Genomic DNA, 24,697 nt, shown 5'->3' with positions numbered 1-24,697 from the left:
AGGGCCGGCAGAGCCCATCGAAAAAGCCCGGCTGGAGGAAACGTACGGGAGCGGAACGATGACGGACCGGTTCGGGGATTCCCTTTCTCGCCGCAGCCTTCTCAGAGCTGGTGGCGCTGCTCTCCTCGCGCCGGCCCTTGCGAGCCCGGCGCTGTCCCAGGGCCAATCCGACGTCATCCGCATCGGCCACCTGACGCCGCGCACCGGCTTCCTCGGACCGCTCGGCGAGTTCGCCGTTCAGGCCGCCCAGCTGGCGGTCGAGGAGATCAACGCCGCGGGCGGCATCGCCGGCCGGAAGGTCGAGCTGCTCTCGGAGGACAGCGTCAATCCGCAGACCGCATCGGCCAAGGCCGAGCGCATGGTCCAGCGCGACCGCGTGGCGTGCCTCGTCGGCGAGATCAACTCCGCCTCGGCGCTGGCGATCAGCCAGGTGGCCCAGCGCGAGAAGATCCTGTTCATCAACACCGGCGCCAACTCGGACGCGCTGCGCGGCTCCGACTGTAAGCGCTTCATGTTCCACGTCGAATCGCAGAACACCATGATGGTGCGCGCCTGCGGCCGCGCGCTCCTCGACCGGGGGCTGATCAAGGGCCGGAAGGTCTACGCGCTCACCGCCGACTACGCCTTCGGGCACGATCTGCTGAAGCAGGCCAAGAAGTACTTCGCGGCCCACGACGCGACCGTCGTCGGCGAGGACCTGATCCCCACCGAGCTGACCGACTTCTCGCCCTTCCTGCTGAAGCTCCGTCAGGCAAAACCGGACCTCGTGATCTGCAACCTCGCGGGCGCGCAGATCACCAACTTCCTGAAGCAGTACAGCGAGTTCGGCCTCCCGTTCCCGGTCGCCGGCTTCGGTTTCGACACCGCACTCGCCTGGGGCGCCGGGCCCGGCAACTTCCTCGGCACGTGGCCGGTGATCTGGCATCACCAGATCGACTCGCCCTCGGCCAAAAAATTCGTGGCGGCCTTCAAGGCCAAGTACAAGAAGCCGCCGGAGAACCAGGGCTGGGGCGACTACACGGCGATGAAGATCGTCGCCCAGTCGATGAACGAGCTGAAATCGACCGAGTCAATCAAGGTCGTGGAGCACCTCGAATCGGGCGCCAAGTTCGACATCGCCAAGGTCCGCGAGGGTTATTTCCGCCCCTGGGACCACGAGCTGATGCAGGAGATGTTCGCGATCACCGCCCTGCCGGCGGATCAGGTCAAGAACCCCTACGACATCTTCTCCTCGACCGGTCCGCTGCCGGGGCCGGGCGAGAGCCTGGAAGTGCTCGCCACGACCCGCGACGAGAACGCCTGCACCTTCCCGGCGTGAGGCGTCCATGCAGCTCGTCTTCATTTTGGAGCAGGTGCTCAATGGCCTGCTGATCGGCGTGCAATACCTGCTGATCGCGCTCGGCCTGTCGCTGATCTTCAGCCTCGGCGGGATCGTGAACCTCGCCCATGGCGCCTTCTACGCCATCGGCGCCTACCTGACCGTACTGCTGACGCCGACGATCGGCTTCGGGGGCGCCCTCGTCGCCTCGCCGTTGGTCGTCGGCGTGCTCGGCCTCCTGATCGAACGCTTCCTGCTTCGGCGCTTCTACCGCGGCGACCCGACGCTCGGCCTGCTCCTCACCTTCGGGCTCGCCATGGTGGCCGAGCAGGCCCTGCGCATGGCCTTCGGGGCGGCGCCGGTGCCGTTCGGGATCCCGACATGGCTGCGCGGGCAGGTCTTCATCGGCGACCTGATCTACTCGCGCTACCGGCTCTCGATCCTCGTCGTGGCCCTCGCCTGCGTCGCCGGCCTGTGGCTCCTCCTCACGCGGACCAGCTTCGGGCGGGTGGTCCGGGCGGGCGTGCAGAACCCCGACATGGTCGCGGCGCTGGGCATCTCGCTCCGTCCGTACATGACCGCGGTCGTGACGATCGCGGTCGGGCTCGCGGCGCTGGCCGGGACCATGATGGCCCCGGTCACCGGCGTCCATCCCGCCATGGGCGCCGAGATCCTCACCTTCGCCTTCGTGGTGGTGGTGATCGGCGGCCTCGGGTCGTTCTGGGGGGTGGTGCTCGCCGCCCTGATCGTCGGCGTGGTCCGGGGCCTGACCGCCTACGCCTATCCGCCGGCCACTGAGGCCGCCGTCTACGGTCTCATGGTGCTGGTCCTGCTGCTGCGCCCGCGCGGTCTGTTCGGCGAGCACATCGCCCGTTTCGAGTGAGCGGAGAGCGTCCCATGTCCGGAACCGCCGAGCCGCTGCCGCTCGCCCTGCCGCAGCGCGGCCTGATCCTGCGCGAGAGCCGCCAGCTCTGGGCGGCGCTCGCCGCCCTGATCGTCCTGCCCTTCGCCCTGGACGCGATCGGCCTGACCCTGATCACCGCCACCGACGTGGTGATCTTCGCCCTGGCGGTGCTGGGCCTCAACATCCTGGTCGGCTGGACCGGGCTCACCTCCTTCGGCCACGGGGCGTGGTTCGGGATCGGCGCCTACGCGGTGGCGATCCTCCAGACGCGGCTGTTCCCCGGCGACATGGCGCTGCCGCTGCTGGGTGCGCTGGCGATCACCGGGCTGGCCGCCCTGGTAGCCGGCGGCCTGATCCTGCGGCGGCGCGGGGTCTACTTCTCGCTCCTCACGCTCGCCTTCACGGCGATGCTCTACGCCATCGCGTTCCGCTGGACGGACCTCACCGGCGGCGAGAACGGCATCGGCAACCTGCACCGCTGGGAGGCGCTGCAGGAGCCCGGAGCCTATTACGCCGCGGTGTCGGGGATCGCCTTCATGGTGCTCATCGCGCTCTGGCGCTTCCGCCGCTCGCCGATGGGGTCCGTCCTGGTGGCGATCCGCGAGAACGAGCAGCGCGCCGGCTTTCTCGGCTACGCCACCAACCGCTACAAGCTCGCGGCCTTCGTGATCTCGGCAACGATCACCGGCCTTGCCGGGGCGCTCTCGGCCTACAGCCACCGCTTCACCTCGGCCGACCCGATCTCCATCGCCTTCTCGGGCGAGCTGCTCGCCATGGTGGTGATCGGCGGGATGCGCTCCTTCCTCGGGCCGGCGCTCGGCGCCCTGTTCTACATCCTGTTTCGCGAGTTCCTGTCGATCTACACCGCCGACTGGCTGCTGTATTTCGGCCTGCTGTTCGTCGCCTTCATCGTGTTCTCGCCGGATGGGCTCGTCGGCATCGCGGCGCGGCTGCTGAAGCCGTTCCGGCGCGTGCCCGCCGAGGGCGCGGCCATGTCGGCCCGACGCGCCGGCGCCTCGGGCCGCGTCCCGGCCCGGTTCATCGCGGAGGGCCGAACCGACGGGCCGGTGCTGATCGCCGACGCCATCAAGAAGAACTTCGGCCCTGTCGCGGCGGTGCGGGGCGTGTCTTTTGCGGTTGCTGACCGGACGCTTCACGCCCTGATCGGCCCGAACGGGGCCGGCAAGACCACGGCCTTCAACCTGCTCTCCGGCATGTTCCGGCCGAGCGCGGGCAGCATCCGCCTCGACGGCCACGAGATCGCCGGGCTGGAGCCGCATGCGATCACCCGGGCCGGCCTCGGCCGCTCGTTCCAGATCACCAACCTGTTCCCCGGCCTGTCGGTGGAGGAGAATGTCCGCCTCGCCGTTCAGGCGCGGCACAACGCGCATTTCAGCCCCTGGCGTGATGCGCTGGCGATCCGCGAGATCGCCGACGACACGGCCGAGCTGCTGCGCTGGACCGGTCTCTCCGGCATCGAGCGGGCGGAAGCCGGCAGCCTCTCTTACGGCGGTCAGCGCCTGCTCGACATGGGCCTGGCACTGGCCACGCGGCCCCGCGTCCTGCTCCTCGACGAGCCGCTTGCCGGACTCGCGGCGGCCGAGCGCGAGCGGGTCGGCGATCTGATCAAGGCGCTCTCGGCCGACATCCCGGTGCTGCTGGTCGAGCACGACATCGACCGCGTGTTCCGCCTCGCCGACCGCGTCACCGTGATGGCCGACGGCGCCGTGCTGGTCGACGGATCGGTGGCGGATGCGCGCGACGACGCGCGCGTGCAGGCCGTCTATCTCGGCTCGGGCACGGCGGCGATCGCCGCAAAGCCGCGCGCCAGCGCGGCCGTGGCCGAGACGCTGTTGGCCATGGAGGGCGTCGACACCTTCTATGGCAAGTCGCACATCCTCAACGGCGTGAACCTCGCGGTGCGCCGGGGTGAGGTCGTGGCCCTGCTCGGACGCAACGGCGCCGGCAAATCGACGCTGCTCAAGACGCTGATCGGTACCGCGCCGCCGGCCGCCGGCCGCATCGTGCTCGGCGGCAAGGACATTTTGGGCCTGTCGCCCGACCGGATTGCCCGGCTCGGCATCGGCTACGTGCCGCAGGGCCGGGCGCTGTTCGCCGGGATGAGCGTCGCCGAAAACCTCGGCCTCGGCCGGCTTCGGCGGCTCACCGGCGCCGGGATCCACTGGGACGAGGACAGGGTGCTGGAGTTCTTCCCCCGACTGAAGGAGCGCTGGACCGTGGACGCCGCGCGCCTGTCCGGGGGCGAGCAGCAGATGGTGGCGGTGGCGCGGGCGCTCTCGGGCGATACGCGGCTCCTCCTCCTCGACGAGCCCTTCGAGGGCCTGTCGCCGGCCGTGACCGAGGAACTGTTCGAAGCCTTTGACCGCCTGCGCCGCGAGATCGCGATCATCCTGGTGGACCATCACCTCGACCTCGCCCTCGCGCTCTCCGACCGCACCGTCGCGCTGGAGCGCGGTAGCGTGCAGTGGACCGGCGAATCGCGCCTCCTGCGCGAGGATCAGGAGTTGCGGCGGAAGGTGCTGTGGCTGTGACCAGATATTACCGTCGCACTCGGCACCTTCGACCGACCCACCTCAGGAGGAGGACGAGAATCGGATCGTCCGGTCAGCACAGGAGGATCCAGCCATGACCGAGTCCGTCGCGATCGTCGGCGCCGGCCTGATCGGCCGGGCCTGGGCGATGATCTTCGCCCGCGCCGGTTGGGACGTGCGCCTGTTCGATGCCGCCGCGAGCGTGGCCGAGGCTGCGGTGCCGCTCTGCGCCGAGGGTCTGCGGACCCTCGCGGCGAACGGCCTCTGCCCCGATCCCGAGGGGGCCGCGCGCCGCATTCGCGCCGCCGGAAACCTTGCCGACTCCCTCGACGGGGTCGCGTTCGTGCAGGAGAACGGCCCGGAGCGGCTCGACGTGAAGCAGAGCCTGTTCGCCGAGCTCGACGCTTTGGCGCCGCCGGACGCGGTGATCGCCTCCTCGTCGTCGGCGATCCGCTGCTCGCTCTTCACCGAGGGCCTGCCCGGCCGGTCGCGCTGCCTGATCGGCCATCCGGTGAACCCGCCGCACCTGATCCCGCTGGTCGAGATTTCCGGTGCGCCGTGGACGGACGCGGCGGTGCTGGACCGGGCCCGGACCACGTACGAAGCCATCGGCCAGGTGCCGATTACGGTGCTGAAGGAGATCGAGGGCTTCATTCTCAATCGCCTCCAGGGCGCCCTCCTGGCGGAGGCGTTCCGCCTTGCCTCGGAGGGCTACGTGACCCCGCAGGATCTCGATAAGACCGTCTCGGACGGCCTGGGCCTGCGCTGGAGCTTCATGGGACCGTTCGAGACCATCGAGCTGAACGCGCCCGGCGGTATCGCCGATTACTGCGCGCGCTATACCGGCTTCTACAAGAACCTCGCCGCCGATCCGGCACCGCCGAGCGTTTACGAGGCGCCGGCCACCGAGGCGATCCTGGCGAACTGGCAGGCGCCTTCCGACCTGCCCGCACGCATGAACCGTCGCGATGCGCGGCTCGCAGCCCTGCGGGCCCACAAGGCTTCACAGAAGGACTGAGCATGGCCTCACAGCGGAAAGTCATCATCACCTGCGCGGTGACGGGCGCGATCCATACGCCCAGCATGTCGCCGCATCTGCCGGTGACGCCCGAGGAAATCGCGGATGCCGCCATCGGCGCTGCGGAAGCGGGCGCGGCCATCGTGCACCTGCATGCCCGCAACCCGGAGAACGGCCAGCCCGACCAGACGCCTGAGGCCTTCGCCAAGTTCCTGCCGGTGATCAAGCAGCGTTCGAACTGCGTGGTGAACATCACCACCGGCGGCGCGCCGACCATGTCGATCGAGGAACGCGTCCGCCCGGCCGCGACCTTCCAGCCGGAAGTCGCCTCGCTGAACCTCGGCTCGATGAATTTCGGCTTGTTCGGCATGCTCGACCGCTTCAAGGACCTGAAGCATCAGTGGGAGCGGGACTATCTCGGCAACAAGGATATCATCTTCCGCAATACGTTCGGCCAGATAGAGCACATCCTGACGACCTGCGGACCGAACGGGACGAAGTTCGAATTCGAGTGCTACGACACCGCGCATCTCTACAATCTCAAATACTTCTTCGACCGCGGCCTCGTGCAGGCGCCGCTGTTCATTCAGACGGTGTTCGGCCTCCAGGGGGGCATCGGGGCGCATCCGGACGACGTGATGCACATGAAGCGCACCGCCGACCGGCTCTTCGGTGACCAGTATCGCTGGTCGGTGCTGGGAGCGGGCCGCAACCAGATGAACATCGCCGCCATGGCAGCCGCGATGGGCGGCAACGTCCGGGTCGGCCTGGAGGACAGCCTCTGGGACGGGCCGGGCAAGCTCGCCGAGACCAACGCCGCGCAGGTCCGCCGCGTGCGCTCGATCATCGAGGGCTTGGGCCTCGCCGTCGCCTCGCCCGACGACGCGCGCGAGATCCTGTCGCTGAAAGGCGGCGACAAGGTCGCATTCTAAGGGCGGTCACGCTTTCTCACGGTCGACCGAACACCCTGTCCAGATCCGCCTGCGCGAGGCCGTCGATCTCCAGGATCTTCAGACGGCTCTGGTCGCCGGTGACGATGCGGACCGAGCCGCGGCTGACCTTCAGCGCCTTGGCGATCAGGGCCACGAGCGCCACGTTCGCGGCCCCGTCCACCGGCGGGGCCGTGACCCGGGCCTTCAGGTAGGGTTGGCCCTTCTCGTCGCGGGCCCAACCCTCCGCGGCATCGCGCCCCCCGCGCGGCGTGAGGCGCACCGCCAGCCGGATCGCCACCGCACACGTCTCAGAAGATTTTCCCGGGGTTCAGGCGGTTGTCCGGGTCGAGCGCCCGCTTCACGAGCCGCATGACGGCGATCTCCTCGTGGGAGCGCGACAGCTTCAGCTTGGCCCGCTTCTCGAGGCCGATCCCGTGCTCCGCCGAGACGGAGCCGTTCAGCGCCGCCAGGGGCTCGTAGATCGCCGCGTCGATGGCCGCGTTGCCGGCGGCGTCGAGGCGGGTCGTGTTCCAGTGCAGGTTGTTGTCGCCAATATGCCCGTAGACGACGGCCCGGCAGCCCGGGATCGTGGCGAGCCGGTCGAGCGCCCCGCGGACGTAGCCGTCCATCTTCGCCAGGGGCACGCTGACGTCGAAGGCGCGCTCGATCCCGTCGGCGTTGAGGTGCTCCACGCGGTCGCGGATGCGCCACATGCCCCGGCGCTGCTCCTCCGAAGAAGCGATCGCCGCGTCGAGGATCGTACCCTCGCCCATCAGGCCTTCGAGCAACCCGAGGAACCGGTCGGCTTCCTCGGAGACGCACTCGACCTCGATGATCGCGTAAAACGGGTAATCGTGGCCGAGGGGCGGCGTCGCGCGCCCGGGCGCCGTCATCAGCCGGTAGAAGTCGGGCCACAGTCCCTCGAAGGAGGAGACGCGTCCCTGGAAGGCGCTCTGGGCCGCCCGCAGCACCCGCGCCCCGTCGTCCACGCCCGGGCAGGCGATCAGCGCGGTTGCGTAGCCCGCCGGTTCCGGACGCAGCCGCAGCACCGCACGCGTGACGATGCCCAACGTGCCCTCGGTGCCGACGAAGAGCTGCTTCAGGTCGAGGCCGGTATTGTTCTTGATCAGCGGGCGCATGGACGACACCACCGTGCCGTCGGCGAGCACCGCTTCCAGGCCCAGAATCATCTCGCGCATCATGCCGTAGCGCAGCACCCGCAGGCCGCCGGCATTGGTGGAGATCGCGCCGCCGATTGTCGCCGAGCCGCGGGCGCCGAGGTCGAGGGGGAAGAACAGGCCGCTCGAAGCGGCGGCATCCTGCACGCTCTCGATGGTGGCGCCGGTGCCGACCACAACCGTCATGCCAAGTGTGTCGACCGGCTCGATCCCGGTCATGCGTTCGGTCGAGAGTGTGATCTCGTCGGGCGCGCAGAGCGTGCCGTCGACGAGACCGGTAGCACCACCCCGCGGCACCACGGAAACGCCCGCCGCGTGGCAGACCGCCAGGACCGCGCTGGTCTCGGCGGTGTCGCGCGGACGGACCAGCGCGAGGGCCGCGCAGGGCTCGGTCGGCCGCGTCCAGTTGGCCGAGCGTCCGCGCAGCTCGTCGCCGGTGACGAGGCCGGACGATCCGACGATCGCGGCGAGGCGGTCGAGGAGGCGGGCATCGGTCATCGGCATCATCTCGGCGGGATCGGGTTCGGTCTCGGGCGGCACGGCGGCCGACGCTCTGTCACAGTATCCCGCGCGCCGCGAGGTTGCGCATCAGCGCGCGGGCGCCGAACGTCCAGGGCTCGCAGGCGTCGCACGGGCGCATGCGGTTGACCAAGCTGCCGAGTTCCGGGCTCGCCACCACGACCCGGTCGCCCTCGGCGTGGGTGAAGCCGAGGCCCGGCCCGTGCCGGTCCTGGATCGGCGCGAACATCGTGCCCAGGAGGAGGAGGGCGCCGTCCGGGTAATTGTGCGTGCGGCCCATGAGCGCCTCCGCCAACTCCTCCGGGTCACGGCTGATCTCAGAAAGCGGCGAGGTTCCCTCCAGCCGGAACCCGTCCGTGCCGACGACCTCCAGGGTGACGGTGGTGCGGCGCACGTCGTCGAGCCCGAACGTGTCGTCGAACAGCCGCAGGAACGGCCCGAGAGCGCAGGAGGCGTTGTTGTCCTTGGCCTTGCCGAGGAGCAGCGCCGACCGGCCCTCGAAGTCGCGCAGGTTGACGTCGTTGGCGAGCGTCGCGCCGACGATACGCTGGTCGGACGTCACGGCCAGGGCCACTTCCGGCTCCGGGTTGTTCCAGTGCGAGTCCGGGTGGAGACCCGCATCCGCGCCGCAGCCCACCGCCGAGAGCGGCTGGGCCTTGGTGAAGATCTCGGCATCCGGGCCGATGCCGACTTCCAGATACTGGCTCCACGCGCCCTGCGCGACCAGCACGTCCTTGAGCGCCATGGCTTCCGGCGAGCCTGGCTTCAGCCGGCGCAGGTCGCGGCCGACCAAGCGCTCGACCTCGGCGCGGATCGCCGCGGCGGCGGCGAGGTCGCCGCGGGCGCGCTCCTCGATCACCCGCTCCAGCATGGATGTGGCGAAGGTCACGCCCGCGGCTTTCAGGGCCTGCAGGTCCACCGGCGCGAGGAGCCAGGGTCGGGCCGGGTCGCGCCCATCGGGCGGGGTGTTGGCCAGGACCGCGTCGAGACTGCCGAGATCCGCACCCTCGGTCGCCCGTAAGGCAGCGCCGGGATCGCGGGCCTCGCACAGGTCGCTGATGGTCGGGAAGGTGGCAGTAACGTCGATGACCCGCGCCTCACCCGCCGCATCGGCGCGGATTGCCACGACACTCGGGCCCGAGACGTCCGGCCGCCATACGCGGCCCACGAGGGCTCCCCGGCATCCATCGGCGGGCAGAATCGCCTGCGCGGTCAGACCCGATGACGTCATGCGCTTCATTCCCCTGAATGTTTGCCCGCGGCGCGCCCGAGTCCGGAGGCCGGGGTGCCGCTCGGGCGGCCACGCGCGACGCTCCGGAACCGTCTCTCCGGCATTGAGGCCGGCGCGGCGATCCATAGCATTTCACGTCGTCCGTCATCCCATCGCGTGTTTCACCGCGACGGCCTCGTCACCCGCTCCCAGCGCATAGCCTGACAGATCGAAGATTATCTGCAGCTTTGCCGTGGCACCCGCTTGCTTTCCTTCGAACCCTCATTTGTACTGAAGCTCTAGAGCCGCCGTCAGAGTGGCCGATATCGGGAGGAAGCATGGCCTCGGTGGGAATCCGCGAGGTTCGCAAGGCTTTCGGATCGACGAATGTCCTGCACGGTGTATCCGTGGATATCCGGGACGGCGAATTCGTGATCCTGGTCGGCCCGTCGGGCTGCGGGAAATCGACCCTGCTGCGGATGATTGCCGGCCTCGAGAATATCTCCGGAGGTGAGATCCGTATCGGGGAGCGCGTCGTGAACGATGTTCCGCCGAAGGAGCGGGACATCGCCATGGTGTTCCAGAACTACGCGCTCTATCCACATCTCACAGTGCGCGAGAACATGGCGTTCTCGATGCGCATTCGGAAGGCGGCCGCCTCGGAGATCGACCTCCGGGTCAACAAGGCCGCGCAGATCCTCGGACTCTCACGCCTGCTCGACCGCTACCCGCGGCAGCTCTCCGGTGGCCAGCGGCAGCGCGTCGCCATGGGCCGCGCCATCGTGCGCGATCCGCAGGTGTTCCTCTTCGACGAGCCACTCTCGAACCTCGATGCCAAGCTGCGCGTGGCCATGCGCACCGAGATCAAGGAGCTGCACCAGCGGCTGAAGACGACGACCATCTACGTCACCCACGACCAGATCGAGGCCATGACAATGGCCGACCGGATCGTGGTGATGCACGACGGCGTGGTCGAGCAGATTGGTCCGCCGCTGGATCTCTACGACCGACCCGACAACCTGTTCGTCGCGGGCTTCATCGGGTCGCCGGCGATGAACTTCATATCCGGGACGATTCGCCGGAACGGCCATCTGGTCTTCGTCAGCGATACGGGCTTGACGATCCCCTTGGATGCGGCGCCGGCAGGGGTGGATGGGCGGCCGCTCATCCTGGGCATCCGGCCCGAGCATTTCGACCTCGCGCCGGAAGGCATCGCCGCCGAGGTGGTGGTGGTCGAGCCGACCGGCTCGGAGACCATGCTGGCGGTGCGAGCCGCGGGCCAGGACCTCACCTGCGTCCTGCGCGAGCGCGTCAGCGAGCGACCCGGCGAGACCGTGTTCGTGCGTCCGAACCGGGTACACGTTTTCGACGCCGAGACCGGCCGCCGTCTGCCGGACTGACCTCGCCATACCGCACCAGCAGGCGGAGGCTTCGCGCCTCCGCGGTACTCAATCCTCGAGGGAGTAGCACCTGATGTCTGGTCTCGATCGCCGTTCCCTCCTCACCGGCGCCGCCGCTGCAGGTCTCGCCGTCGGCGGTGACCTGCTGGGCTTCGCCAAGGCCTGGGCGCAGACCGCCGAGTGGAAGCCGGAGCCCGGCGCCAGCCTGTCGCTCCTGCGTTGGAAGCGCTTCGTGCCGAGCGAGGAGGAGGCCTTCCTGAAGATGGTCGACGCCTTCACCCAGGCGACGGGCGTCAAGATCACGGTCAGCAACGAATCCTACGACGACATCCAGCCGAAGGCGTCCGTCGCGGCCAATACAGGGCAGGGACCCGACATGGTCTGGGGCCTGTTCTCGTTCCCGGCGCTATTTCCCGATAAGTGCGTACCGCTGGAAGATGTCGCGGCTTCGCTCGCCAAGAAATACGGACCTTGGTTCCCGTCCGCGGAAGCCTACGGCAAGGTCAAGGGCAACTGGATCGCGATCCCCGTCTCGTTCAACGGCGGCTACCCGAACTACCGCATCTCGGCGATGAAGAAGGCGGGCTTCGACAAGTTCCCGACTGACACGGCCGGCTTCCTCGAATTGTGCCGGGGCCTGAAGAAGAACAACACGCCGGCCGGCTTCGCCCTGGGCCACGCCACCGGCGACGGCAACACGTGGTGCCACTGGGCGCTCTGGTCCCATGGCGGTAACCTCGTCGACGCCAACGAGAAGATCGTCATCAACTCGCCGGAGACGGCCAAGGCGCTCGAATACGTCAAATCGTTGTACGAGACCTTCGTGCCCGGCACGGTCTCGTGGAACGATTCCTCCAACAACAAGGCGTTCCTGGCCGGCGACCTGTACCTCACGAACAACGGCATCTCGATCTACGCGGCGGCCAAGAAGGACAACCCGAAGCTCGCCGAGGACATGGACCATGCGGTCTGGCCGGTCGGCCCCGTCGGCAAGCCGACAGAGTTCCAGCTTGCCTATCCGATCCTGGCCTTCAAGTACTCGAAGGCGCCCAATGCGTGTAAGGCCTTCATCGCCTTCATGATGGAGGCGTCGAACTACAATCCGTGGCTCGAAGCCGCGCAGGGCTACCTGTGCGAGCCGTTGTCGAACTATCCGAAGAACCCGATCTGGACGAGCGACCCGAAGAATGCGGTCTTCGCCGAGGCGGGACGGCGCTCTCTCGCCGCCGGCGGACTCGCGCCGGTGAGCGAGCGCATCGCCGCGGTGCTGGCCGACTTCGTGATCGTCGACATGTTCGCGAGCCACTGCACGGGCCGCGAGGACGTGAAGGGCGCGATCAAGAACGCCGAGCGCGCGGCCACGCGCATCTTCCGGAACACCTGAGCCGGAAGCGGAGCCGAGATCATGGCGCACACGGCCTTGACACAGCCCGTCCCGGTCGCGGTTCCGACCCGCTCGGTCTGGGCGCGCCTGCGCGCGAGCCGCGGCTGGGCGGGCTTCTGGTTCATGCTGCCCACCGCGCTGATCCTCGGCCTGTTCCTGGCCTACCCGCTCCTGAAGGGCATCTGGCTGTCCTTCACGAATGCCCGGATCGGCCGCGACGGCGTGTTCATCGGCCTGGAGAACTACGAGTGGCTCTGGGATGACGACGTGTTCTGGCTCTCGGTGTTCAACACCTGCCTCTACACGGCGGTCGCCTCAGTCGTGAAGTTCGGGATCGGCCTGTATCTCGCGCTGCTGCTCAACAAGAACATGCCGTTCAAGGCGATCATCCGCTCGATCGTGCTGATCCCGTTCGTCGTGCCGACGGTGCTCTCGGCCATCGCGTTCTGGTGGATCTTCGACAGCCAGTTCTCGATCATCTCGTGGTCGCTGCGCCATCTCGGGATCATCGACGGCAACATCGACTTCCTCGGTGAGCCGGCCATGGCCCGGGCCTGCGTGATCTTCGCCAATATTTGGCGCGGCGTGCCGTTCATCGCCATCACGCTGCTGGCCGGCCTGCAGACGGTCTCGCCCTCCCTCTACGAGGCGGCGACGCTCGACGGCGCCTCGAACTGGCAGATCTTCTCGCGGATCACCCTGCCGTTGCTCACCCCGATCATCGCCGTGGTGATGACCTTCTCGGTCCTGTTCACCTTCACGGACTTCCAGCTGATCTGGGCCATGACCCGTGGCGGTCCGGTCAACGCCACGCACCTGATGGCGACGCTGTCGTACCAGCGGGGCATCCTGTCCGGGACGCTCGGCGAGGGCGCGGCCATCGCCACCGCCATGGTGCCGTTCCTGCTCGCCGCCATCGGGATCTCGTGGTTCGGCCTACAGCGCCGGGCCTGGCAGGCCGGGGAGTCCGACCGATGAGCGCGCCCGCACCGCCCGCCCACGCCGACCCGCACCTCACTCCCCTAATGGAGGCGCGGCCGGCCGGGATCACCGACAACTCGGAGGGGATGGCCTACCTCGAGCGGCTGCCTCGGCGGCTGGTGACGACCTACCTGCCGCTCCTCGTCATCCTCGTCGTGCTGCTGTTTCCGTTCTACTGGATGGCTCTGACGGCCATCAAACCGGACGAGCAGCTGATCGACATGGAGCGGTTCAACCCGTTCTGGGTCGTGGATCCGACGTTCAAGCACATCCACAAGCTGCTGTTCGAGACGCAATATCCGCGCTGGCTCTGGAACACGATGTACGTGTCGGTGGCGGCCACGGCGCTATCGCTGTTCGCGAGCGTGCTGGCCGCCTATGCCTGCGTGCGCGTCCGCTACCGGGGCGCCGGCTGGGTCGGCGCGGCGATCTTCCTCGCCTATCTCGTGCCGCCCTCGATCCTGTTCATCCCGCTGGCCACCATCGTGCAGGCCTACGGCCTGTTCGACTCGCCAATCGCCCTGATCCTGGCCTATCCGACGATCCTGATCCCATTCTCGACCTGGCTTCTGATGGGCTACTTCAAGACCATTCCCTACGAGTTGGAGGAATGCGCCCTGATGGACGGCGCCAGCCGGTGGCAGATCCTGACAAAGATCATCCTGCCGCTCGCTTTCCCGGGACTGATCTCGGCGGGTATCTTCTCGCTGACCCTGTGCTGGAACGAGTTCATTTACGCGCTGACCTTCCTGTCCTCGACGCAGAACAAGACGGTGCCGATCGCTGTCGTCAGCGAGTTCGTGGACGGCGACGTCTACAAGTGGGGCTCGCTGATGGCCGGCGCGCTGCTCGGCTCCCTGCCGCTGGTGATCCTCTACTCCTTCTTCGTTGAGTATTACGTCTCCGCGCTCACCGGCGCCGTGAAGGAGTGATGCAGACCCGTTGCGCTCTCCGTCATCGCGAGCGCAGCGAAGCGACCCAGGGCAGCGGGACATCGGTCGGCGTAGTGCGGCCTGGATTGCTTCGCTGCGCTCGCAAACACGGTCGCTGTTGCCGGCGGCATCCGGCTGCGTGGACAATGCACCGACGCCGCTGACGAAGAATCGCGGACGGGAACTCGCGAAGGTCACGCCATGGCCCATTTCATCGATGCCCGCGCCTCCCTGGTCAACGACGCCATAGACGGCCTGCTGGCCGCCAGCGGCGGCCGCCTCGCCCGGCTCGACGGCGATCCCGGCATCCGCGTCGTGCTCCGCGCCGAATCGGATCCCGGCAAGGTCGCGGTGGTCTCGGGTGGCGGCTCCGGTCACGAGCCGGCCCATGCCGGGTTCGTGGGCCCGGGCCTGCTGAGCGCGGCCGTCTGCGGCGACGTCTTCGCCTCGCCGAGCGTCGACGCGGTTCTGGCCGGCATCCTGGCGGTGACCGGCCCGGCCGGGTGTCTGCTCGTCATCAAGAACTATGCGGGCGACCGCCTGAACTTCGGGCTCGCCGCCGAGCGCGCCCGGGCCCTCGGCCACAAGGTCGAGACGGTCATCGTTTCGGACGACATCGCGCTCCCGGACGCCAAGCAGCCCCGCGGCGTCGCCGGCACCCTGTTCGTCCACAAGGTCGCGGGTCACGCGGCTGAGGCGGGCCAACCGCTGGAGGCGGTGGCGGCGCGCGCGCGCCGGGCGGCCGCCGCGGGGAAATCGCTCGGCATCGCGGTCTCGACCTGCACAATCCCCGGCTCGCCGCGCAGCGAGCGTCTGGCCGAGGGCCAGGCCGAGCTCGGCCTCGGCATTCATGGCGAGCCCGGGGTGGAGCGGATCACGCTGCCGAAGGCGAGCGACCTCGCCCGGATGATGGGCGAGCGCCTCTCCGCGGCCCTCGCGGGCGCCGACCGGTTGGCGCTGCTCGTCAACAATCTGGGCTCCGCCTCTGCGCTGGAGATGCAGGTCCTGACGCGGGCCGTGCTCGCCACCGAGCTCGGGTCGCGCGTGCGCCTGCTTCTCGGGCCCGCCCCCCTGATGACGGCGCTCGATATGCACGGCGCCTCGCTGTCCGTCCTCCCGCTCGACGACGAGCTCGAAGCGGCGCTGCTCGCGCCCGTGCCCGTCCCGGCCTGGCCCGGCGCCGTGCGGGTCGCCGCGCCGGTCCTGCGCCCGGTACCCCACGGCCTTGCCGGCGAGGCCTTCGCCCCGTCGCACGATCCCGTGACGGCCGGCCGGATCGCCGCCGTCGCGGAGGCGCTGATCGCGGCCGAGACGGCGTTGAACGCCCTCGACGCCAAGGTCGGGGATGGTGATGCCGGCACGACCTTCGCGGGTGCGGCGCGCGCGGTGCAGGCAGATCTCGACCGGTTGCCGCAGGCAGATCCTCCCGCCCTGTGCCGGGCTCTGGCGGAACGGATCGGCCGGGCCGTGGGTGGGTCGAGCGGCGTGCTCGGATCGATCTTCTTCGCGGCCGCCGCCTCCGCTTTGTCGGACGGCGCGGCGTGGCCGGACGCCCTGGCCGAAGGGGTAGCCCGGGTCCAGGGCTACGGCGGCGCCAATCGGGGCGACCGGACCCTCCTCGACGCGCTGATCCCGGCTGTCGAGGCCCTGAAGACCGGCGATCTCCAAGCCGCCGCCGAGGCGGCGCGCGAGGGCGCCGCCGCCACCGCCCGCATGAAGCGCGCCGGCGCCGGCCGGTCCAGCTACCTGGCCGCGGGCGATCTCGCGGGCGTGCAGGACCCGGGCGCCGCCGGCGTCGCCGCGGCCTTCGCGGCCCTCGCCGGCGCGGAGAAAACGCCCTGACGATCGACGAGGACGGGGAGATTTCATGATGCGGTTGACGATGGCGGCTCTTGCGCTCGGTGTCTTGTTCGGCATGTCGACCGGCGCCCGCGCGCAATGGGCGATTCCCGATGACGTGAAGACGGTGTCGGTGGGCGGATACCCCCTCGCGTACCGGGAGACCGGATCCGGCGAGCCGATCGTCCTCGTGCACGGCTCGCTGGGCGATTACCGGATCTGGTACGCCCAGGCGCCGTCCTACTCGAAGGATTACCGGGTCCTGTCGCTCAGCCTGCGCCACTATTATCCGGAGCGCTGGAACGGCGTCGGGGACGACTTCTCCATCGCCCAGCACGCCGCCGACGTTGCGGCCGTGATCCAGCAACTTAACCTCGGTCCGGTCCACCTGCTCGGCCATTCCCGCGGCGGCGCCGTGGTTCTGACGGTGGCCAAGGAGCACCCGGAACTGATCAAGACCCTCATCCTGGAGGATGCCAGCGGGATGGAAGGGCTGCTCCCCGAGACGCCTGAGACGAAGGCGATGGCCGGCGAGGTGAAGGGGCTGGTCGCGCGGTTGCGGGAGAACTTGGCCGCCGGCGACAAGGAGAAGGCCGGGCAGGAATTCACCGACGGTCTGAACGGGCCCGGCACCTGGGCGAAGCGCTCGGCTCTTCAGAAGGAGATCCTGCTCGACAACCTCGGCACCGGCGTCGACAGCGGCGAGCGCGGGCACATCACCTGCGCCGACATCGCCAAGTTCAGCTTCCCGATCCTCACGCTCACGGGCGAGCGCAGTCCCAAACGCTATCCCGAAGGCTTCGCGGCTGCCCGGACCTGCAACCCGTCGATCCCGGCCGCTATCGTGATCCCGAACGCGGCCCACGCGATGAACCGGGACAACCTGGATGCGTTCAACGCGGCGGTGCTCGCGTTCCTGGCCCAGCATCGCGGTCCGCTGCAGCCTGCGTCCGCGACCCGGTGAACGGGCCCGGTTTGACCCGCGGTTGAGCGCGGCCTACGCCACCGCGCCGCGAGGTGCGGCCCGGCGCCGGGAGTCTTCGCCATGCGAACCTGCCTGATCCTCGATGATTACCAGCAGGCGGCGCTGACGCTCGCCGATTGGGGACGCCTCTCCAAGCGGGTCGCCGTCTCGGCACTCTCCGATCACATCGCGGATCGCGAGGCCCTGATCGCGCGCATCGATCAGGCCGAGATTCTCATGATCATGCGCGAGCGGACGCCGTTTCCGGCGGCGCTGCTGGAGCGGCTGCCCCGCCTCGAACTCCTCGTCACCAGCGGTATGCGCAATCTCGCCATCGACATCGCGGCGGCGAACGCCCGCGGGGTCACGGTCTGCGGCACGGAATCGAGCCCGACGCCGCCGACCGAGCTGACCTGGGCGCTGATCCTCGGACTGGCCCGTCAGCTTCCGCTGGAACACCAGAACCTCCGCAGCGGCGGACCCTGGCAGAGCACGGTCGGGACCGATCTGGCCGGCGCGACTCTGGGCGTGCTGGGCCTCGGCAAGATCGGCAGCCGGGTCGCCGAGATCGGGCGCGCCTTCGGCATGCGGGTGATCGCCTGGAGCCCGAACCTCGATGACGGCCGCGCCGCGGCGGCCGGTGTCGAACGGGCGGGCTCCAAGGAGGCGCTGCTGGAGGTGAGCGACGTCGTCACGATCCACCTAGTCCTGGGGGATCGGACGCGCGGCCTTCTCGGCGAAGCCGAGCTGCGCCGGATGCGGCGCGATGCGATCCTGGTGAACACGTCCCGGGCGCCGATCGTCGATCAAGCGGCCTTGGTGCGCGCGCTCACGGAGCAATGGATCGCCGGTGCCGGCCTCGACGTATTCGAAACCGAGCCTCTGCCGCCGGACAGCCCGTTCCGCAGCTTGCCGAACGTGCTGGCGCTGCCGCATCTCGGCTACGTCTCGCGCAACAACTACCGAACCTTCTTTACCCAGGCGGTCGAGGACATCGAGGCGTGGCTCGCCGGATCCCCGATCCGGACGCTCGCCTGTCGCTAATCCGAACGCGGATCGAGGGCGTCGGCCAAGCCGTCGCCCAGCAGGTTGAGCGCCACCAGCGTGGCGATCAGGAAGGCCGCCGGGGCGGCGAGCAGATGGGGCGCCGCTTCGATCGATCGCGCGCCCTCGGCGATCAGCACGCCCCAGCTCGTCTGCGGCTCCTGCACGCCGAGGCCGAGGAACGACAGGAAGCTCTCGAGCAGAATTACCTGCGGGACGAGCAGCGTTGCGGTCACCGCCACCGGCCCGAGCGTGTTGGGGATGATGTGGCGCAGGATGATGCGCCGCGCATCGAGCCCGAGGGCCTGCGCCGCGCGCACGAAGTCGCGGGTGCGCAGCGACAGGGTCTGGGCGCGCACCACGCGCGCCATATCGAGCCACTCGACGGCCGCGATCGCCACCAGCATCAGCAGGACGCTCGGCCGAAAGAACACCAGCAGAAGGATCACGAAGAACACGAAGGGCAGGGCGTAGAGCACATCGACGAAGCGCATCATCACCGCATCGATCGCGCCGCCCAGAAACCCCGCGGTGGCCCCGTAGAGAACGCCGATGAGCAGCGCCGCGAGGCTCGCCATGAGGCCGATCGCCAGCGAGATCCGGCCCGCCACGAGGCAGCGGGTGAGGAGATCGCGGCCCTGGATGTCGGTGCCGAGCGGGAAGTGCAGGCGCCGGAGCGGCACGGCCACGACGAGGCTGCGGCCCGAATCTCGCTCCTCCACGACCTCGGGTGCACCGAACAGCCCCGAGCGCGGCATGTAGACGAGGCTGCGACGGTCGAAGCCCGCGTCGGAGCTCAGCGACAGGCGCACGGCATCGCGGTCCCGCGCCACCGAGTCGAGCCGGGCGCGCATCCGGAAGGTGAGGCGTTCCAGGGCCGGGCCGAGATGCGCCGCATCCGGCTGTGCCGTCAGCCCGGCCGGGAGTTGCCGAAGATCCGGATAGGCGCGCTCGGGATCGTGCCCCGTCAGTGCCGGTCCGATCAGGCAGGCCAAGGCGATCAGGACCAGCACGGCCAGAGCCGCCATCGCGGTGCGCTCCCGGGCGACGCGGCCCAGTGTTCGGCGGGCGGTCCTCGCGAGGATCGGCACGGCGCTCACGCCCCGACACGCAGGCGCGGGTCGAGCCACGCGCAGGCGAGGTCGGCCGCGAGGTTGAGGGCGATCACCAGCCCGGCGACCAGCAGCACCGTGCCCATCACCAGCGTATAGTCGCGGTTGAGCGCGCCCTCCACGAAGTAGCGGCCGATCCCCGGCAGGCCGAAGATGGTCTCGACCACCACCGATCCCGTGAGCAGGGCCGCCGCGAGCGGACCGAGATAGGCCACCACCGGCAGCAAGGCCCCCCGCAGGGCGTGCCGCGTGACCCGAGCCGGCGGCAGGCCGAGGCTGCGCATCGTGCGGACGGGCTGCGTGCGCAGCACCTCGCCCAGGGATGCGCGGGTCAGCCGCGCCAGGCCCCCGACTTGGGGAAGCGCCAGAGTGATCACCGGGAGGACGAGGTGGCTTGGGGCGCCGTCGTTCCAGCCGCCCAGGGGCAGCCAGTGCAGCGTCAGCCCGAAGGCGATCTGGAGCAGGGGCGCGACCACGAAGCTCGGCAGCGACAGGGTCAGCGCCGCGCCGATGCCGAGGAGACGGTCGATCACCCCACCGCGTCGAAGCGCGGCAACGATCCCGAGGCTGACGCCGAGCCCTGTGGCGAGCGCAAGGGCGAGGGCGCCCAGGGTCGCCGAGACCGGAAGGCCTCGGGCGATCAGGTCGAGGACGCTCATGTCGCGGAAGGAAAAGGACGGTCCGAGATCCCCCTGCGCTAGTGACGCCAGATAGCTGCCGAACTGGAGGATCAGCGGCCGGTCGAGGCCGTACACGCGGCGCAGGTTTTCCATGGCGGCCGGGGCCAGGGGCCGCTCCAGATCGAACGGGCCGCCGGGCGCGAGCCGCATCAGGAAGAAGCTGACGGTGACGACGGCGAGCAGGGTCGGCACCGCCTGCGCGAGGCGGCGCAGGATGAAGCGGATCACGCGTCGAGCCTCAGGAATCGCGTCGGCGCGGCGTTGCGCAGGTTCGGATGATAGCCGTGCAGCCGCGGCGCGATCAGCGCCTTGGACCGGTAGTGCATCAGCGGGATCCAGGGCAGTTCACGCAGGGCGATCGTCTCCGCGTCGTGGAGCAGGTCGGCGCGGCGGCCGAGGTCGCGCTCCCTGGCGGCGCGCGCCATGAGGTCGTCGTAGGCGGCATTCGACCAGCGGCCGGCATTCATGCCGTCGTTCCCGCTTTGGAGCAGGAACAGGAAATTCTGCGCGTCGGAATAGTCCGCGATCCAACTCATGCGCGCGACGTCGAAGTCGCCGCCATCACGCAGGTAGGCGAAGTGCGTCTTGGCGTCGGTGTAGACGAAGCGCGTCCTGATCCCGAGGTCACGCCACATCTCGGCGATCGCAACCGCGACGGTGCGGTTGTTGTCGCTGACGTTGAACCGGTACTCCACGGTGAGCGGGTTGTCCGGGCCGAAACCTGCCTCGGTCAAAAGCCGCCGCGCTTCAGCCTCGTGATCGATCGGCAGACCGAGACGCCCCTCGGTCTCAGGCGGCGTCCGGTAATGATCGAGGCCGGGCGGGCAGAGAGAATAGGCGGGGCTCATGGTGCCGCCGTTCAGCCCGTCGGCGAGGTACTCGCGATCGATCACGAGGGACAGGGCCTGCCGGACCCGCCGGTCCGAGAACGGCGCCTTGCGCGTGTTGACCACCAGAGCCGCCAGCCCGAGCGAGGGCCCGAGCACCACCTGCGAACCGAAGCGGCGGCGCAGGTCGGCGATCTGGTCGACCGGCAGGTCAGCCAGGGAGTCGATCTCGCCGGCCGCGTAGCGGCGCACGGCCGCCGCCATGTCGGGCGTCGGCAGGAACGCGACCTGCCGGATCGCCAGACCTGCGGCTGCGGGGTGATGCGGATTGGCCTCGAGCGTGATCGCGCCGCCCGGGACGCGGTCGCGGAGCCGGTAGGGGCCGTTCGTCACGAGGTTGCCGGGCCGGGTGAAGCTATCACCGTAGCGTTCGACCGAGGCCCGGTGGACGGGCAGGGCGGTCTGATGGGTCAGCAGCTCCAGAAAATACGGCGTCGGCTCTTCCAGAGCGATCGAGAGGCGGAGCGGCCCTTCCGCCTCGACCGCCAGCGCGTCCGCCGGCTTCTCGCCGCGATTCACCGCCGCGGCGTTCCGGATCGGGAACAGGACCTCGGCGTATTTCGCCCCCGTCCTCGGATCGAGGATGCGGCGGAGCGAGTACACGAAATCCGACGCGGTGACAGCCTCGCCGTTCGACCAGAGGCCGTCGGGCCGGAGATCGAACTGGAAGGTCAGCCCGTCTGGGGAGACGGTCCAGGCCTGGGCCGCACCCGGGATGATGGCGCCGCGATTATCGTAGGTGAGAAGGCCGTCGCAGAGATCGCGCAGGATATGCGCCTCCGCCACCGTCGACGAGCGGTGGGGGTCGAGGGTCTCCGGATCCGCGTCGTTCCCGCGCCGGTACAGCAGGCCGGCCGCGCGGGCGGGCCGCACCGCCGACAAGGCGGCCGCGCCGGCCAGCCAGTCGCGCCGGCGCAGGTGCACGGTCAGGCGCCGGTCTCGGGCACCAGACCGGCCGCTTCGATCCCCGCCACCGCGCAGATCTCGTCATTGTCCGACGTGTCGCCGGAGATGCCGATGGCGCCGAGGAGGCGCCCCTCGCCGGAGCGGATCAGGACGCCGCCCGGAACCGGTACCAGGGCGGCGGGGCCGACCAGATGGGTTACGGCCGCCACGAAATACGGCTGCGCCTCCGCGCGGGCGTGGATCGCCCGCGAGCCGAGGCCCAGCGCCAGCGCGCCGTTGGCCTTGCCGGACGCGATCTCGGCCCGGCGCAGGGAGGTTCCGTCCTCGACGGAGACGGCTTTCAGCGCGCCTCGGGCGTCGTAGACGACGACGGCCAGGGGCTTCAGGTTGCGGGCTCGCGCCTCCCGAAGGGCGGTATCCACGACGGTGCGGGCGGCCTCTAGGGTCAGATCGAGCATCGGAATCCAGTACAGGCGCCGCACGTTGCGGCGGTCACCTCCTTACGGGATTGGGGTGTCGTGGGTCCACCACGCGCCACTGGCTGCGCCGCGGTGCCGATCATCTCCGCAGACCGGGCCGTCCCGATGTCCGGACCGGATCGAACCGGCTCGATGCTCCTCCGGCGACATCATCGCACTGAGCGACAGGATCAACCCGGTCGCTTCGCCGACGGTGCGTCGAGCTGCGCCAGGAACGCGTCATAGCCGGCCGTAACCGCGTCCGGTTGCTCGAAATGCGGGAACGCGCCGGTCGGCAGGGTCTCGACGCGCCAATTCGGCCGGTCGGCGACGCGGGGTACCAGCCGGTAATCGACGAAGTCGCCGCGCACCCCGTGGACCATCCACACCGGCAGGCGCAGCTGCTCGTAGAGGCGGGTTGCGTCGGTCGGGAATAGGTGTCCGGCGATGAAGCACCACGGCGCGTGCTCCGCGCCCGGCTGATGGGCCGAAGCGTAATCGTAGTTGAGCAAGTCCTCGTCGATGTCGGGCGATCCGAAGGTCTTCTGGAGGAAGAAGCGCATGCTCGGCCGCGTGACCAGGGCATCGAAGAGCGGCCGGCCGAAGGGTGGACGGTCGAGGGCATCGCGCAGCCAGTCGCGCCCGCGATGCCCGTCCGGCGGCCCCTCGCCCGAGAGCTGCGCATCGAAACCCGTCGGGCTGATCAAGGCGAGGCTGCGGTAGGCGTCGGAATGCTCCAGGCTGGCGCGTGCCAGGAAGGCGGCGGACAGCGACAGGGCCAGGGCGTCGATCGCGCAGTCGCCGTGGCGTTGCCGGATCTCGTCCACCGCCGCGTGGATCGCCTCCACCATCAGGCGCGGCGTGTAGCGGCGCCGGGAGCGTTCGGAGAAGCCGAAACCCGGCAGGTCGAGGGCGTAGACCGGGCGGCGGCCTCGATAGTGGAGGTAGAGCGGGCGAACCTCGTAGGCGTTGGCCGCCGCATTGATCGAGTGGATCAGCAGGAGCGGCACGCCCTCGGCCTCCCCGGCGCTGTACAGGGAGAGAGCCCCGGCGCGCCGGCTGATGATCCGTTCGTGCCGACCGGGCAGGGCGGGGGGCAACGGCATGTGCCGATCGACCAGAAGCCGGCTCCAGGCGACGAGGCCGGCGGCCGAGCCGAGCAGGGTCAGGCCCGCCGCAGCCGCGTACTGGCCCGCACGATTCCGGTCCCGGGACTGCAGGCTCATGGGGCACCTCGCGTCGATCCCGCTCGCGGCAGCGGTGCGCGACAACGCCGAAGATGCGGGGAAGTGCCCGATTTAAGCCCGCGCGTTCGCGGGTCTAGGACGCGTGGCCGGCGAGGCTGCCGGCGTTCACGGCAGGGACACGAGCCGAGGCGCGGCCTGAAGCATCGTTGCGGCCCGCGGCGTCGCGCAGGAATTCCACCGTCGGCGGATCGTTGCGCCAGCCCTGGACCCGCTGAGAGATCAGCAGGCTGCGCTCGCGTCGGTCGTAATTCGCGAACGAGGCCGCCACGAACTCGGCCCGGCTCATGGTGCGGGCCGGGCCGGACCGGCGCGTCTCCGCCTTGAAGAACAGGGCGCTGCCGGGAATGCCGTAATGCTGCGCGATCTCGGGATAGACCGGCCAGCTGCCCTGGCCGCCGAGATCGTCGGGTAGGAAAGCGTCGAGATCGCATTCCTCGAACGGGACGCCGGCCTTCGTCAGCAGGCCGCGGGCGAGGTCGGCGACCACGTAGAGCTTCGTGTGGTTGATCGAGTGCATGAAGCAGCCGCGCCGCGCCCAGCGCGTGAGGTGCGTGTCGAGGTCGTACCCCGCCTGCACACCCAGGCTGCGCAGATAGGACACGGACTCGTCCCAGAGGTCATAATAGCCGAGGCGCTCGAAGACCGGCTCGGCGAAGAGCCGGAGCGCCTGTGCCTGCGAGAAGCCGGACAGGTAGGCGAACAGCGTGATGGCCGAATGCGAGTGGCCCATCGGCCCGGAGATCAGGCCGTTCAGAGTCACATGATCCTGCACGCCGACATGGACCAGATCCGGGTGATAGGCGCTGAACACGATGGTCGGGATCAGCCGTACCTTCGGATGCGTCCGCAGCGTGTCGATCGTGCCGCCACCCTTGAAGCGGGGCAGGTAGATGCTGGAGAAGACGTAGTCGTAGCCGTCCGCATGCGCCATCAGATCGGCGAGGCGCGGGAAGCGGCGAGCGGCCGAGAACGCCGAGACGAAATCCACCTGCGCGTCGGGCAGCAGGTAGCGCATCGCCTTCGCGATGGACCCGGCCTGGCACACGCCGATCACGAGGATCCGTGGGGAGCCGGTCCGCTTCTTCCCGAACTGCGCGAGCCGGTGCCGCGCGCGCCAAAGGCTATCGACGGTCAACATGCGGCTTCTCTCGCATGTCCGGCGGCGGCGGGCAAACGCGTTCGGCTGGGCCGGTGCCGGTGTTGCGATTCGATGACAGATGTCACCGGCTGTC

At 69.4% G+C, this 24,697-nt stretch carries 21 protein-coding genes; 12 read left to right on the top strand and 9 right to left on the bottom strand.

The window, feature by feature from the left end; translation table 11 throughout:
* Nucleotides 1-58 precede the first annotated feature (58 nt).
* The 5 genes from AC3WSN_RS15910 (at nt 59) to kce (ending at nt 6,724) form a co-directional block, all read left to right on the top strand.
* Entirely contained in the window at nt 59-1,318 is a 1,260-nt protein-coding gene (locus AC3WSN_RS15910; protein WP_492539208.1) for an ABC transporter substrate-binding protein, read from the top strand.
* Nucleotides 1,319-1,325: 7 nt separating this feature from the next.
* Entirely contained in the window at nt 1,326-2,201 is an 876-nt protein-coding gene (locus AC3WSN_RS15905) for a branched-chain amino acid ABC transporter permease (protein ID WP_192707591.1), read from the top strand.
* 14 nt (nt 2,202-2,215) lie between these two features.
* On the top strand, nt 2,216-4,774 hold the full coding sequence (locus tag AC3WSN_RS15900; protein ID WP_492539206.1) for a branched-chain amino acid ABC transporter ATP-binding protein/permease: 2,559 nt from the start codon (nt 2,216-2,218) through the stop codon (nt 4,772-4,774).
* 94 nt (nt 4,775-4,868) lie between these two features.
* Nucleotides 4,869-5,792 carry a 3-hydroxyacyl-CoA dehydrogenase gene (locus AC3WSN_RS15895; RefSeq protein WP_492539204.1) on the top strand — a complete coding sequence of 308 codons (924 nt, stop codon included), beginning with the start codon at nt 4,869-4,871 and terminating at the stop codon, nt 5,790-5,792.
* Nucleotides 5,793-5,794: 2 nt separating this feature from the next.
* Complete coding sequence (gene kce, locus AC3WSN_RS15890; protein ID WP_492539202.1) at nt 5,795-6,724, top strand: 3,5-dioxohexanoate:acetyl-CoA acetone transferase; 930 nt, start codon at nt 5,795-5,797, stop codon at nt 6,722-6,724.
* 16 nt (nt 6,725-6,740) lie between these two features.
* Here kce and AC3WSN_RS15885 read toward each other — a convergent pair whose 3' ends face one another.
* The 3 genes from AC3WSN_RS15885 to AC3WSN_RS15875 are packed head-to-tail and all read right to left on the bottom strand — an operon-like array spanning nt 6,741 to nt 9,652.
* Nucleotides 6,741-7,022: a DUF167 family protein gene (locus tag AC3WSN_RS15885; RefSeq protein WP_492539200.1), complete on the bottom strand. Its 282-nt coding sequence runs from the start codon at nt 7,020-7,022 to the stop codon at nt 6,741-6,743.
* 10 nt (nt 7,023-7,032) lie between these two features.
* Complete coding sequence (locus tag AC3WSN_RS15880) at nt 7,033-8,442, bottom strand: FAD-binding oxidoreductase (protein WP_492539198.1); 1,410 nt, start codon at nt 8,440-8,442, stop codon at nt 7,033-7,035.
* Nucleotides 8,443-8,458: 16 nt separating this feature from the next.
* The gene (locus AC3WSN_RS15875) at nt 8,459-9,652 is read right to left on the bottom strand and encodes a fumarylacetoacetate hydrolase family protein (protein WP_192707596.1); all 1,194 of its coding nucleotides are present in this window, start codon (nt 9,650-9,652) and stop codon (nt 8,459-8,461) included.
* Nucleotides 9,653-9,969: 317 nt separating this feature from the next.
* Between AC3WSN_RS15875 and AC3WSN_RS15870 the strand changes: the two genes are divergently transcribed.
* The 7 genes from AC3WSN_RS15870 (at nt 9,970) to AC3WSN_RS15840 (ending at nt 18,175) form a co-directional block, all read left to right on the top strand.
* Nucleotides 9,970-11,031 (top strand): ABC transporter ATP-binding protein, encoded by a 1,062-nt coding sequence (locus AC3WSN_RS15870; protein ID WP_492539196.1) that lies wholly within the window; start codon nt 9,970-9,972, stop codon nt 11,029-11,031.
* A 73-nt stretch (nt 11,032-11,104) separates the two neighbouring features.
* The gene (locus AC3WSN_RS15865; protein WP_192707598.1) at nt 11,105-12,415 is read left to right on the top strand and encodes an ABC transporter substrate-binding protein; all 1,311 of its coding nucleotides are present in this window, start codon (nt 11,105-11,107) and stop codon (nt 12,413-12,415) included.
* A 21-nt stretch (nt 12,416-12,436) separates the two neighbouring features.
* Nucleotides 12,437-13,393 (top strand): carbohydrate ABC transporter permease, encoded by a 957-nt coding sequence (locus AC3WSN_RS15860; protein ID WP_492539194.1) that lies wholly within the window; start codon nt 12,437-12,439, stop codon nt 13,391-13,393.
* Nucleotides 13,394-13,440: 47 nt separating this feature from the next.
* Entirely contained in the window at nt 13,441-14,328 is an 888-nt protein-coding gene (locus AC3WSN_RS15855; protein WP_192707815.1) for a carbohydrate ABC transporter permease, read from the top strand.
* A 201-nt stretch (nt 14,329-14,529) separates the two neighbouring features.
* A complete protein-coding gene (locus tag AC3WSN_RS15850; protein WP_492539192.1) occupies nt 14,530-16,170 on the top strand; it encodes a dihydroxyacetone kinase subunit DhaK in 1,641 nt (546 codons plus the stop codon).
* Nucleotides 16,171-16,195: 25 nt separating this feature from the next.
* A complete protein-coding gene (locus AC3WSN_RS15845; protein WP_492539190.1) occupies nt 16,196-17,131 on the top strand; it encodes an alpha/beta fold hydrolase in 936 nt (311 codons plus the stop codon).
* A gap of 81 nt (nt 17,132-17,212) precedes the next feature.
* Complete coding sequence (locus tag AC3WSN_RS15840) at nt 17,213-18,175, top strand: D-2-hydroxyacid dehydrogenase family protein (protein ID WP_492539188.1); 963 nt, start codon at nt 17,213-17,215, stop codon at nt 18,173-18,175.
* Here the strand turns inward: AC3WSN_RS15840 and AC3WSN_RS15835 are convergent.
* The 6 genes from AC3WSN_RS15835 to AC3WSN_RS15810 all read right to left on the bottom strand — a co-directional run bounded on the left by AC3WSN_RS15835 (nt 18,172) and on the right by AC3WSN_RS15810 (nt 24,603).
* Nucleotides 18,172-19,275 (bottom strand): ABC transporter permease, encoded by a 1,104-nt coding sequence (locus AC3WSN_RS15835; RefSeq protein ID WP_492539186.1) that lies wholly within the window; start codon nt 19,273-19,275, stop codon nt 18,172-18,174. The genes AC3WSN_RS15840 and AC3WSN_RS15835 overlap by 4 nt on opposite strands.
* Entirely contained in the window at nt 19,272-20,195 is a 924-nt protein-coding gene (locus AC3WSN_RS15830) for an ABC transporter permease (protein WP_492539184.1), read from the bottom strand. The genes AC3WSN_RS15835 and AC3WSN_RS15830 overlap by 4 nt, the downstream gene beginning before the upstream one ends.
* Nucleotides 20,192-21,778: a peptide ABC transporter substrate-binding protein gene (locus AC3WSN_RS15825; RefSeq protein WP_492539182.1), complete on the bottom strand. Its 1,587-nt coding sequence runs from the start codon at nt 21,776-21,778 to the stop codon at nt 20,192-20,194. The genes AC3WSN_RS15830 and AC3WSN_RS15825 overlap by 4 nt, the downstream gene beginning before the upstream one ends.
* Before the next feature lie 2 nt (nt 21,779-21,780).
* A complete protein-coding gene (locus AC3WSN_RS15820) occupies nt 21,781-22,218 on the bottom strand; it encodes a GlcG/HbpS family heme-binding protein (protein WP_492539180.1) in 438 nt (145 codons plus the stop codon).
* Between the two features lie 191 nt (nt 22,219-22,409).
* Nucleotides 22,410-23,444 (bottom strand): alpha/beta fold hydrolase, encoded by a 1,035-nt coding sequence (locus AC3WSN_RS15815; protein WP_492539179.1) that lies wholly within the window; start codon nt 23,442-23,444, stop codon nt 22,410-22,412.
* A 94-nt stretch (nt 23,445-23,538) separates the two neighbouring features.
* Nucleotides 23,539-24,603, bottom strand: a complete 1,065-nt coding sequence (locus tag AC3WSN_RS15810; RefSeq protein WP_492539177.1) for a WcbI family polysaccharide biosynthesis putative acetyltransferase — start codon at nt 24,601-24,603, stop codon at nt 23,539-23,541.
* Nucleotides 24,604-24,697 lie beyond the last annotated feature (94 nt).

This window comes from Methylobacterium sp. FW102-HT35C08 (assembly GCF_058790235.1).
This window is presented reverse-complemented; position numbering and strand designations above follow the sequence as displayed.